Raw genomic sequence first — 12,092 nt, 5'->3', positions numbered from 1 at the left:
GGGGGGAGCGGGCTTGCCGGCGATAGGGCCCTTGAAGGCCACTACAAAATCTGCCTATACCACTATCATCCGCTTTTGCTCTAAAGCCACAGAAACTTCGCACAGCCTTCCTAGCATGGCCCCCATCTCTTCGATGAGGCCCTGCCATGAACCACACCACCCCCGGCGCACAGATGAAAGTGCGCAACATCCACAAGCGCTTCGGCGCCTTCACGGCGCTGAACGATGTCTCGCTGGACATCGCCGCCGGCGAACTGGTGTGCCTGCTCGGTCCGTCTGGCTGCGGCAAGACCACGCTGCTGCGCTGCATCGCCGGCCTGGAGCGCCAGGACCGCGGTACGTTATACATCGGCGAGCGCGACATCTCCGAGCTGCCACCTCAGGCCCGTGACTACGGCATCCTGTTCCAGTCCTACGCGCTGTTCCCCAACCTCACCGTCGAAGCCAACATCGCCTATGGCCTGACTGGCAGTGGCCGCGAGCAGGCCCGCCAGCGAGTGGCCGAAATGCTCGAACTGGTGGGCCTGGCCGGCAGCGAGAAGAAATACCCCGGTCAGCTTTCCGGGGGCCAGCAGCAGCGTGTGGCCCTGGCCCGCGCGCTGGCACCGTCGCCGTCGTTGCTGCTGCTGGACGAGCCGATGTCGGCGTTGGATGCCCGGGTGCGCGAGCACCTGTGCACTGAACTGCGCCAGCTGCAACGCCAGCTGGGTATCACCACACTGATGGTCACCCACAACCAGGACGAGGCCATGCTGATGGCCGACCGCATTGCGGTGATGAACAACGGCCAGGTCGAGCAGTACGCCACCCCGCAGGAAATCTACGACCAACCGGCCACGCCGTTCGTTGCCGAGTTCGTCGGCCAGGGCAACTGGTTGCCGTTCCAGCGCAGCAGTGACAGCCATGCCCAGGTCGGTGGCATGAACATGCGTTTGGCACCAGGTTCGGCCCGCCCCAGCAGTGGCCGGCTGTTCTGCCGCCCGGAGGCGATCACGGTCAACCCTGCGATGCACGAAGAAAACCTGTTCCCGGCCATGGTCCGTGAAATCACCTTCCTCGGTAACCGCTGCCGCATGAGCTTCGAACTCAAGGCGCTGCCTGGCCATGCACTGCTGGCGGAGCTGGCTCCCGAGGCAATGCCGCGGCTGGGCTCGCAGGACATCTGGGTGGCGCTGCCACCGCAGAGCCTGCAGGTGTTTGCCTGAGATGGCCGCGCCAATGTCCCTGCCGCTGAGCCAGGCCAAGGCCACGCCGCGTGCTGGCGTTGCCCTGGGCGACCGGTTGTTCGTCGTCGGCGGCAAGAGCCTGCTGCTGATCCTTCTGGTACTGGCGGTGCTGATGCCGCTGCTGGCGATCTTCTGGCGCGGCTTCAGCGCAGATGCGGGCCAGGGTGGCGGCCTGCTGGCGGCCCGCGAACTGTTCGCCAGTGAAAACTTCCACTGGCTGCTAGGCAACAGCCTGTCGGTGGCCTTCACGGTGGCAGCCATCGTGGTACCGCTGGCCTACCTGTTCGCCTATGCCCTGCAGCGCACGCTGATTCCGGGCAAAGGCCTGTGGCGGGGGATTTCGCTGCTGCCGCTGCTGGCTCCGTCAATGCTGCCGGCCATCGCCCTGGTCTACCTGTTCGGTAACCAAGGGCTGCTGCGCGGGTTGCTCAGCGACAACATCTATGGCTTCTGGGGCATTGTGCTGGGCGAGGCCATCTACACCTTCCCGCATGCCCTGATGATCCTGCTGTCGGCACTTTCGCTGGCCGATGCACGCCTGTTCGACGCAGCGTCCAGCATGGGTGCCGGCCCCTGGCGAGCGTTCACCAGCATCACCTGGCCGGCCACGCGCCAGGCAGTATTCGCAGCGTTCTGCCTGGTGTTCACCTTGACCATCACCGACTTCGGTGTACCGGTCGTGGTCGGCGGCGATTATCAGGTGCTGGCGCTGGAAGCCTACAAGGCGGTGGTCGGCCAGCAGCAGTTCGGCCGCGGCGCGCTGATCGGCATGGTGCTGCTGTTGCCGGCGCTGTTCAGCTTTACCGTCGATGCCTGGCTGCGTCGGCGCCAGGGCGAGGCCATGAGCGGGCGTGCACAGGTGTTCGAGCCCAAGCCGTCGCGGGGCCGTGACGCCTGCTTCCTGGGGATCGTGCTGCTGGTGTGCTCGGCGTTGCTGCTGGTGATCGGTATGGCGGTGTACTCGTCCCTGGTCACCTTCTGGCCCTACAACCTGTCGTTGTCGCTGCGTCACTACATGTTCGAGGACACCGCCGGTGGCGGCTGGCTGGCCTACCGCAACAGTGTGACCATGGCCATCGGCACCGCATTGATCGGCAGCATCGTGATCTTCACCGGCGCCTACCTGATGGAAAAGACCCAGGGCCAACGCCTGCTCAACCAGGCGCTGCGCCTGCTCAGCTTCATCCCCATGGCCGTGCCGGGCCTGGTGCTGGGCCTGGGCTATGTATTCTTCTTCAACCTGAACGGCAACCCGCTGCATGTGTTCTACGGCGGCATGGGGCTGCTGGTGGTGTGCACCATCGCCCACTACCTGACCACCGCGCAGATGACCGCGACCACTGCCCTGCGTCAGCTCGACGGCGAGTTCGAGGCCGCCGCGCTGTCGCTGAAGGCGCCGCTGTACAGGCACTTCCTGCGGGTGACCGTGCCGATCTGCCTGCCGGCGCTGCTGGACATCATCCGCTACCTGTTCGTATCGGCGATGACCACCGTGTCGGCGGCAATCTTCCTGTACAGCCCCGACACCATTCTTGCTGCCGTCGCCGTGCTGAACATGGACGACGCCGGCAATGTCGGTGGTGCCGCCGCCATGTCCACCCTGATCCTGCTGACCAGTGCCGGTGCTTCACTGCTGCTGGCCGCAGCCTCACGCGGCCTGCTGCGCCGCTCCCAAGCCTGGCGCCAACGCGCCGCGACCGTCTGACCTGTAAGGAACTAACCATGTACAAGCACCTTGCACTTGCCGCTGCCGTTTCCGCCGTGTTCAGCCTGCAGGCTTCGGCCGCTGGCACCCAGCTGACGGTCTACACCGCCCTGGAGGCCGAACAGCTGAAGAGCTACAAGCAGGCCTTCGAAAAGGCCAACCCGGACATCGAAATCAAGTGGGTACGCGACTCTACCGGCATCATCACCGCCAAGCTGCTGGCCGAGAAAGAGCGCCCGCAGGCCGACGCAGTTTGGGGCCTGGCCGCATCGAGCCTGGCCATTCTCGACCAGAACGGCATGCTCGAAGCCTACGCACCGACGGACCTGGGCAAGATCGCCGCCAACTACCGCGACGCAGCCAACCCGCCAGCATGGGTCGGGATGGACGTGTGGGCCGCGACCATCTGCTTCAATACCATCGAGGCCGAGAAGCAGGGCCTGAGCAAGCCGGTGAGCTGGCAGGACCTGACCAAGCCCGAGTACAAGGGCAAGATCGTCATGCCGAACCCGGCCTCGTCCGGCACCGGCTTCCTGGATGTCAGTGCCTGGTTGCAGACCTTTGGCGAGCCACAGGGTTGGGCGTACATGGATGCACTGCACCAGAACATCGGCCAGTACGTTCATTCCGGTTCCAAGCCGTGCAAGCTTGCCGCAGCGGGTGAATTCCCGATCGGTATCTCGTTCGAGTACCCGGCCGTGCAGCTCAAGCGCCAGGGCGCGCCGCTGGACATCGTGCTGCCGAAGGAAGGCCTGGGCTGGGAGATCGAGGCGACTGCGGTGATCAAGGGTTCGCCAAAAGCGGATGCGGCCAGGCGCCTGGCTGATTTCTCGGCAAGCCCGGCGGCCATGGAGCTGTACAAGGAGAACTTCGCCGTGCTGGCTGCCCCGGGCATTGCCAAGCCGCAGACCGAACTGCCGGCGGACTATGAACAGCGCCTGATCAAGAACGACTTTGCCTGGGCCTCGAAGAACCGTGACCAGATCCTGGCCGAGTGGCGCAAGCGCTATGACGGCAAGTCGGAGAAGGTGGCTCAGCAGTAACCTGCACCGGCCTCTTCGCGGGCGCGCCCGCTCCCACAGGTACCGCGCAGTCCTTCAGCTGTGTGCGATCCTTGTGGGAGCGGGTATGCCCGCGAAGAAGCCACTGCTGCAATCCAGCCAGGAATAAACAGTGATGCCCACCCCAGCCCAGATCATCGACAGCACTTTCGCGCTGTACGAACGCCACGGCAGTGACGACTACATCGGCGAAGCCATCACCCAGCTCGAACACATGTCTCAGGCCGCGCAACTGGCCATGGCCGAAGGCTTCGACGACGAAGTGGTGCTGGCGGCGTTCTTCCACGACATCGGCCACCTGTGCGGCGGTGACGCCAGCATGGGCGGCTATGGCGTGGTCAGCCATGAGCGCATCGGCGCCGAGTATTTACGCCGCTGTGGTTTCGGCGAACGCATGGCGCGGCTGGTGCAGTATCACGTGGAGGCCAAGCGCTACCTGACTTTGCGCCAGCCTGGGTATTACCAGCGGTTGAGCGAGGCGAGCCGGCGGACCCTGGAGTACCAAGGGGGCGTGATGAGCGAGGCCGAGGCGGATGCGTTCGAGCGCGACCCATTGTTCAGCGTGAGCCTGCGTATGCGGGAGTGGGATGAGCGGGCGAAAGAGGTCGGGGCGCCGTTGATAGATCTGCTGGCGTTGAAAGAAAGGGCATTGGCGTTGATCTGAGTGGTTGATTGTTTTTAGCACCCTCGAATCTGCAGGCACAGCGGCCACAGGTGTTCTGTCACTATCTCTGAGTCAGCCGCGCCCTGCTCGAGGTCTCGGGCAGGGCGTCTACCTCGGTTCGATAGCGGATAATTGTTAGAGAACACTCTGCATTGAGCGCGCCCCGCTGTTCAGCTTGAGCGTGCGGATGTGGAAGCGGGGTGAGCGGGCCGAGGAGATAGGGGGGCGGTAATAGATCAGGCGGTGTTGAGAGCAGAAGCATAGCGTTTCTATGAATGGATTTCCGGGAGATTTCCCTAGTATTTCTGCTAGTTGTCAGCATCTTTTTTCCGCCTTTCAATGAGGACGTCGACTCCGACAATGTCAACCTCATTGGAGTTTTTCAAATGTCTAAGCATGAAGCGTTCGGTGTGTCATCTCAGCTCCCTTTCAGTATCAGAGGTATATATCAATCCGATAAGCTTTCCATAGTGCCTGCGATTTATCAAAGGCATATGACGGAGCCTGTCAGTCATAGATTAATAGAGAGTTGGGGTCCGAGCAACGGTGGCGTGCTATCTACTCACTTATATCGCAATGAGAATGAGGATGAAGCATATAGGATTACTAGTTCTACTGAATTGGTTTTTTCCAACGCCAGCGGTAATCATAATTTTAAAATCGAAGCCAAAGACGATCGGGTTGATTTTTCTTCCGAGACAAATGAGATTTATAAAAGTTACGTAGTTTTCGATGACGTCGTGGGTGGAGTTAGTCTCGACGTGAACCCCACAGCAGAAGCTTCGGCGGTTGAGGAAGGGAAGCTAGAGGCATTACATGAATTCAATACTGTTAATGTGCCGGCTGGCGGTATTCAGAAGGCATGTCCTGCTCCCAAAAAAATAAATTCAGAGTGGAGGTTTCCAAGTAATGAGGCATTCAGTTTATTGAGAAATGTAAATATTTATTTTAAAGGTGATGTTTATCAAAAAGTTTCTGGGGTATATGAGAAAGTCAATTCGGCATTAAATTTGAGTTTTGGAACATTTGGGGGCGAATATTCGCTGACGGGTAACCCTGATCAGTTGTATGCGCCGGGTATTACCGAGCTGGAGATTGTTGACGGTTTCGGTACAGCGACTGCCACAGTCGAATTTTATTATAATGAGGCATTGGAAGAGGTGACGGCTACGGTGAGAAGCTACTCAGGCTTCAATGTCTGTGATTTCCGAAGGGTCGAGTATTTTATGGTGTATCCGAATACACTTTGTCTCGGGCTTTGATGATCCATCAGGTAACCCATACGGTGTTTAAAATTGATGATGGGTTATCGATTACTGTGGTACACGATGCGGGAGCAGACTTGGGATGAGGGCTCACATTTCCAGAGCCAGTGCCTCGAGCTGCTCTTGCCGCTCAGCCTGATTCACGCGTGCCCCAGGATTGAGCGTCGACCACTGCGGATGCGCGCGCGCTTTGCTCAAGGCCTCGGGCAGTTTGCCTTCGCGCCAGGCCTTCTCACCCAGCTCACCCAGGCGAATGCTGTTCTGCGCGGCATGCCCGCGGCTATCCAGCGCTGCCATCAACTGCTGCTGGCGTAGGGCGAGCAAGCGCAGCACGCTGTCGTGCACCGTCAGCTCACGCTGGCCCTTCAATTTGCCCATTAACCGTGAGCCATAATTGCGCGCAGTTTGTAGCGCCCCTCCGGCTATGGCGCCGGCCAGGGCGGCAGCGCCGAGGGTAAGGCCACCCACCAGCAAGTCGACACCCGCACCAGCCGCCGCACCCGCCGCCACGCCGCTCCCCAGGCGCACGCCGAGCAATTTCAACGTTTCGGGGTTGAACAAGTCATCTCCCCAGCGCCCATCCAGCAACGGCAGATCTCCGGTGTTGGCATCCTCACGGCGGAAGGCATAGAGCTTGAGCAACGCCTCGACACAACGCTGTTCCCGCTGACGTACATCCTGGCGCAGCGCCTCGATGGCCTTGGCCTCTGCCGTAGGTTCGGCTTCAACACTGCGCCGGCAAGCGGCGCAATCGAGCAGCAGTTCGGCAATCAACCGCTTACCGCTGCGCTGACGGGCCAGGCGTTGCGCCTGCTGATCATCGATCAACCGTTGTAGCGCCGGGCGGGCGTCTTCCAGCAGCAAGGCCAAGCTTTCGTACAGGCGGCGTTCGCCGTCTTCCGGGGGCGCCACGCTGTCGAAGCGCACCAGCGCATGCAGGCCCAGGCGGGCCAAGGCGTCGCGCCACTCGGGTTCACGATGCTGGCTGCTGGCGACGAAATTGAGCACCGGTAGCAGCGGCTTGCCGCAACTGGCCAGCACTTCCAGTTCGTCGCGGTATTTGGCCAGCACTGGTTCGCGGGCGTCGATTACATACAACCCGGCATTGCTGGCCAGCAGCTGGCGTAGCACCTTGGCCTCCTGCTCGAAACGCTGGCGTGCCTCGCTGCCTTGCAAAAAACGTTCGAGGCGGGCCGGGCCGTCCAGGCGCTCGCCCGGGCGCTCCAGGCGTTCGAGATAGTCGAGCAGGGCAATGGCGTCTTCCAGGCCCGGGGTGTCATACAATTCGAGCAATGGTTCGCCGTCCACCGACAGCCGCGCGCCTTCCACATGGCGAGTGGTGCTGGGACGGTGGGAGACTTCGCCAAAGCCGACGTCGCGGGTCAGGGTGCGCAGCAGCGAGGTCTTGCCGACGTTGGTGTGGCCGACCACGGCCAGTTTCAGCGGCTCAGTCATGGCCATGCTCCAGCCAGGTCAGCGGGGAGGTATCGGCATGCGCCAGGCCAAGGCGGTCGAGGGCTTCGTGCCAATCGCCCAGGCGCTGGGCGTCCAGCGCCTCGCCCGGTGCAGCCTGCAGTAGCCATATACGGGTGGCGCCGGCGTTGCGTGCCAGTTCGGCGAGCAACGCCAGGCTGCCACGATCGGGAGAGCGGCGCGGGTCGCAAGCGATGGCCAGGCGTGCTGGCGGGAAACGGCTGAGCTGTTCGAGCAGGCGGTTACGCGATTCGCGGCTGTCGAGCACGCCGGCACTGGTTACGCTTTTCGGCAGCGCGGGCGGCCAGGGATGCTGGTCGTCCAGCTCCAGGCCGACCAGCAGGGCACCGCTGCTGCCGCTTTCCAGCTGGCCAGCGGCAAACTGCGGCAAGGCTTCGGGCGCGGCATCCTGAACGCCTATGCGTTCGCTGCGCGGCATCAGCGCTTCACGCAGCTGCGCGTAGCCGGGCAGGCTGAGGTCCAGCGTCAGGCGTTGGCGGCCTTGGCACCAGCGCCACAGGCACAGCCCGGCCAACAGCAGGCGCGGCAGCAGGCCGTACACCAGCACCACGCCAAGCAGCCAGCTGGCCCAGGCCTGGCGTGCCAGGTCCAGGGCCGGCTGGCTGTTGCCGCTGGCGCGGATCATGGTCTCGTCGGGTATCGTGAAGCCCAGCAACGAGGGTAGCGCGCCCAAGGCCTGGGTCAGGTGGATGAACGGGTCGGCGGCGAGCAGGGTGGTTTCCCAGACAAAGCCATAGCGCCGGGTCGCCAGCAAGGCCAGCAGCATGCCCAGCGCGGTGATCATTGCCAGCAGCCACAGCCCATGCACCAGCAGGCCGAGCAGCCAGCGGTTCAGGCGCTGACGTTGCAGCAGCACCAGCAGCGCCGGTGCGAGGTGCGCGGCCTTGGCGTCACGGGCAAAGCGTTCGCTCAGCCACAGCCACAGGCGGCCCAGCCCCGCGCCATGCTCGCCGCTCAGGGCAAAGCCGATGGCCCAGCCCAGCAGCATCAGCAGGTTCAGCCCGAGCAGGCTGCCGAGGGCCCAGAACACATTCACCGGGCGCTGCCCGTCGCCCAAGGCGGCCAGGGCCAGCCCTGCGCCGCTGAACACGGCCAGCACCAGCAAGGCCAGCAGCGCCAGGCGTGCGCCCTGTTTCCAGTGGCGCAGGGCGGTGGTGATGCCGTCGCGCTCGGCCAGGAACAGGGCGCGGGTTTCGATGCGGGCCGCCAGGTCACCGCCTGCCTGGCGGGCGCGGCGGTTGGCTTCCTGGTCCTCCAGGGGGCCGGCATGTTCCTCGCGCAGGCGTACCGCTTCGGTGAGCCAGCGCTTGTCCAGTGAAGTGGGTGCGGTCACAAGGTCTTCCATTGCACAGGTCAGGGCAGAAGCATAACCCACACGCCCGGTGCTATCCTCGCTGGCATGAATACATCACTCCCCCTCAGCCTGATCGCGGCTCACGCCGAGAACCGCGTGATCGGCATCGACAACTCCATGCCCTGGCATTTGCCGGGGGACTTCAAGTACTTCAAGGCCACTACCCTGGGCAAGCCGATCATCATGGGACGCAAGACCTGGGATTCGCTGGGCAGGCCATTGCCCGGGCGATTGAATATCGTGGTCAGCCGACAGGCAGGGCTGGAACTGGCAGGGGCCGAGGTGTTTGGCTCGCTGGAAGAAGCGCTGGTGCGGGCCGAGCAATGGGCGCGTGAGCAGGGCGTCGGTGAGCTGATGCTGGTTGGCGGGGCGCAACTGTATGGGCAGGCGCTGGAGAAAGGGCTGGTCAGCCGCATGTACCTGACGCGGGTCGAGTTGGCACCGAAGGGAGATGCCTGGTTCCCAGCGTTCGATGAGGGCCAGTGGAAGCTGGTGTCGAGCGATGCGCAGATCGAAGAGGGCAAGCCTGCCTACCACTTCGAGGTCTGGGACAAGGTTTGAGATTGTTGGGGCTGCTTTGCAGCCCTATCGCGACGCGAGGCCGCTCCTACAGGGGATACTCGTTTTCCTTGTAGGAGCGGCCTTGTGTCGCGAAGTGGCGCAAAGCGCCCCCAAGAATATGTCAGGTGTGGCTCAGCTCGGCATGTTCATCGCCAGCCAGCACATCCTTGTCGGTCTCTTTCAGCAATTGGCTGGTCACCACCCCTGCGGTCATCGAACCGTTCACGTTCAACGCCGTGCGGCCCATGTCGATCAGCGGCTCCACCGAAATCAGCAACGCCACCAGCTCCACCGGCAAGCCCATGGCCGGCAGCACGATCAGCGCGGCGAAAGTCGCACCGCCACCTACGCCGGCAACACCTGCCGAACTCAAGGTGACGATGGCCACGAGGGTGGCGATCCACAGCGGGTCGAAGGTATCGATGCCCACCGCCGGCGCCACCATCACCGCCAACATGGCAGGATAGAGGCCGGCGCAGCCGTTCTGGCCAATGGTGGTACCGAACGATGCGCTGAAGCTGGCAATCGACTGCGGTACGCCCAGGCGGCGGGTTTGCGCTTCGATGTTAAGCGGAATGCTGGCGGCACTGGAGCGGCTGGTGAAGGCGAAGGTCAGCACCGGCCACACCTTGCGGAAGAAGCGCAGCGGGCTCACGCCGGTGGCGGCCAGGATAATGCCGTGCACCACGAACATCAGCGCCAGGCCCAAGTACGACACCACCACGAAGCTGCCCAGCTTGAGGATGTCTTCCATGTTCGAGCTGGCCACCACCTTGGTCATCAGCGCCATTACGCCATACGGGGTCAGCTTCATCACCACCCGCACCAGGCGCATCACCCAGGCCTGCAGGGTGTCGATGGCCGACAGCGCGCGTTCGCCTTTCTCGGCATCGTCCTTGATCAGCTGCAGCGCGGCCAGGCCGAGGAAGACGGCAAAGATAACCACGCTGATGATCGAGGTCGGCTTGGCCCGTGCCAGGTCACCTACCGGGTTGCTGGGGATGAACGACAGCAGCAGTTGCGGGATGTTGAGGTCGGCGACCTTGCCGGCGTAGTCGCTGTGGATAACCTGCATGCGCGCGCTTTCCTGCGCGCCGGCCACCAGGCCTTCGGCGCTCAGGCCGAACAGGTTGGTCAGGACGATGCCGATCAACGCGGCGATGGCGGTGGTCAGCAGCAGGGTACCAATGCTCAGCACGCTGATGCGGCCCAGCGACGAGGCATTGTGCAGGCGCGCCACGGCACTGAGGATCGAGGCGAAGATCAGCGGCATGACGATCATCTGCAACAGGCCGACGTAGCCGTTGCCGACCAGGTCGAGCCAGGCGATGGTGGCCTTGAGCACAGGGTGGCCAGCACCATAGATGGTATGCAGTATCAGGCCGAACACCACGCCCAGCACCAGGCCCAGCAATACTTTTCTGGCCAGGCTCCAGTCGGTGCGGCGGGTTTGTGCCAGGCCCAGCAACAGGGCCAGGAACGCCAGCAGGTTAAGGGACAGTGGCAGGTTCATTGAAGCTCCAGCAGAAAAAAGCAGAATTGGCATCGCCTCTGTGAGCGATTGCGAACGGAAATGCTAACAGGCTGAAAACAAACGAATTTATACCCAAATGGAATGTGCATAGTCGTTTATGGAATAACGGCGTGTCGCGGATTGCAATGAACACGGCGTTTGCAGCTGCGTTGAGGTCGTTATCAAGGCCTGCCGGCGGGGATTGTTGCACTAGCGTTTCTGGGTCATTTCAGGAGATTCGTACATGAAGTTCGCTCCGAGAGCCGTCGCCATCGGCCTGTCCCTGCTGTTCAGTATCGAAACCTTCGCCACCGAGCTCAAGCACTGGCCCGCCGAGGCTGCCAGGCAGCTCGACAGCATGATTGCCGCCAATGCCAACAAGGGTAACTACGCTGTTTTCGACATGGACAACACCAGCTACCGCTACGACCTTGAAGAGGCCTTGCTGCCGTTCATGGAAAACAAGGGCCTGCTGAGCCGCGACAAGCTCGACCCCTCGTTGAAGCTGATGCCGTTCAAGGACACCGCCGAGCACAAGGAAAGCCTGTTCAGCTACTACTACCGGCTGTGCGAAGTGGACGACATGGTCTGCTACCCGTGGGTGGCCCAGGTGTTCTCCGGCTTTACCCTGCAGGAGCTGAAGGTGCAGGTGGATGAGCTGATGGCCTCCGGAAAACCGATCCCGGCCACTTATTACGAAGGGGACCAGGTCAAGGCCATCGAGGTACAGCCGCCCAAGGTCTTCAAGGGCCAGGCCGAGCTGTACAACAAGCTGATGGAGAACGGTATCGAGGTCTATGTGGTTTCCGCTGCTTCCGAGGAGCTGGTGCGCATGGTCGCGTCGGACCCCAAGTACGGCTACAACGTGAAGCCGCAGAATGTGATTGGCGTGAGCTTGCTGCTGAAGGACCGCGCCAGCGGCCAGTTGACCACGGCGCGCAAGCAGATCAGCGCCGGGCACTATGATGCCAAGGCCAACGTGGGGCTGGAGCTGACCCCGTACCTGTGGACCCCGGCCACCTGGATGGCAGGCAAGCAGGCGGCGATCCTGACCTATATCGATGAGTGGAAGAAACCGGTGCTGGTGGGGGGCGATACGCCGACCAGTGATGGCTACATGCAGTTCCATGGGGTAGACGTGGGCAAAGGTGGCATCCACTTGTGGATAAACCGCAAGGCCAAGTACATGGACCAGATGAACGGGATGATTGCCAGGAATGCAGCGGCGCAGGCCAAGGAAGGGCTGCCG

Annotated in this window: 10 protein-coding genes; 7 read left to right on the top strand and 3 right to left on the bottom strand. The window is 62.4% G+C overall.

Annotated features, from left to right (window positions below):
* The first annotated feature begins 146 nt into the window (after positions 1-146).
* The 5 genes from ACK1U9_RS10375 to ACK1U9_RS10355 all read left to right on the top strand — a co-directional run bounded on the left by ACK1U9_RS10375 (position 147) and on the right by ACK1U9_RS10355 (position 5,918).
* The gene (locus ACK1U9_RS10375; protein WP_085601855.1) at positions 147-1,205 is read left to right on the top strand and encodes a putative 2-aminoethylphosphonate ABC transporter ATP-binding protein; all 1,059 of its coding nucleotides are present in this window, start codon (positions 147-149) and stop codon (positions 1,203-1,205) included.
* 1 nt (position 1,206) lies between these two features.
* On the top strand, positions 1,207-2,931 hold the full coding sequence (locus tag ACK1U9_RS10370) for a putative 2-aminoethylphosphonate ABC transporter permease subunit (protein ID WP_085601856.1): 1,725 nt from the start codon (positions 1,207-1,209) through the stop codon (positions 2,929-2,931).
* 17 nt (positions 2,932-2,948) lie between these two features.
* Positions 2,949-3,974, top strand: coding sequence for a putative 2-aminoethylphosphonate ABC transporter substrate-binding protein (locus tag ACK1U9_RS10365; protein ID WP_153671401.1), 1,026 nt, complete (start codon positions 2,949-2,951; stop codon positions 3,972-3,974).
* A gap of 133 nt (positions 3,975-4,107) precedes the next feature.
* Positions 4,108-4,656, top strand: a complete 549-nt coding sequence (locus tag ACK1U9_RS10360) for a phosphonate degradation HD-domain oxygenase (protein WP_046613572.1) — start codon at positions 4,108-4,110, stop codon at positions 4,654-4,656.
* Positions 4,657-5,042: 386 nt separating this feature from the next.
* Positions 5,043-5,918, top strand: coding sequence for a hypothetical protein (locus tag ACK1U9_RS10355; protein WP_153671400.1), 876 nt, complete (start codon positions 5,043-5,045; stop codon positions 5,916-5,918).
* A 93-nt stretch (positions 5,919-6,011) separates the two neighbouring features.
* Here the strand turns inward: ACK1U9_RS10355 and ACK1U9_RS10350 are convergent, their stop codons facing one another.
* Both ACK1U9_RS10350 and ACK1U9_RS10345 read right to left on the bottom strand, forming a co-directional pair.
* Positions 6,012-7,376 (bottom strand): GTPase/DUF3482 domain-containing protein, encoded by a 1,365-nt coding sequence (locus ACK1U9_RS10350; RefSeq protein ID WP_153671399.1) that lies wholly within the window; start codon positions 7,374-7,376, stop codon positions 6,012-6,014.
* Positions 7,369-8,760 carry a DUF2868 domain-containing protein gene (locus ACK1U9_RS10345; RefSeq protein WP_153671398.1) on the bottom strand — a complete coding sequence of 464 codons (1,392 nt, stop codon included), beginning with the start codon at positions 8,758-8,760 and terminating at the stop codon, positions 7,369-7,371. Before ACK1U9_RS10345 ends, ACK1U9_RS10350 begins: the two co-directional genes overlap by 8 nt.
* Positions 8,761-8,814: 54 nt before the next feature.
* On the opposite strand from ACK1U9_RS10345, the gene ACK1U9_RS10340 reads away from it, so the two are divergent.
* Positions 8,815-9,330 (top strand): dihydrofolate reductase, encoded by a 516-nt coding sequence (locus ACK1U9_RS10340; RefSeq protein WP_153671397.1) that lies wholly within the window; start codon positions 8,815-8,817, stop codon positions 9,328-9,330.
* A 121-nt stretch (positions 9,331-9,451) separates the two neighbouring features.
* Here the strand turns inward: ACK1U9_RS10340 and ACK1U9_RS10335 are convergent, their stop codons facing one another.
* On the bottom strand, positions 9,452-10,843 hold the full coding sequence (locus tag ACK1U9_RS10335; protein ID WP_153671396.1) for an L-cystine transporter: 1,392 nt from the start codon (positions 10,841-10,843) through the stop codon (positions 9,452-9,454).
* 244 nt (positions 10,844-11,087) lie between these two features.
* On the opposite strand from ACK1U9_RS10335, the gene ACK1U9_RS10330 reads away from it, so the two are divergent.
* A partial coding sequence (locus ACK1U9_RS10330) for a haloacid dehalogenase-like hydrolase (protein ID WP_449109870.1) occupies positions 11,088-12,092 on the top strand: 1,005 nt, incomplete at its 3' end.

This window comes from Pseudomonas sp. XP1 (assembly GCF_053557675.1).
This window is presented reverse-complemented; position numbering and strand designations above follow the sequence as displayed.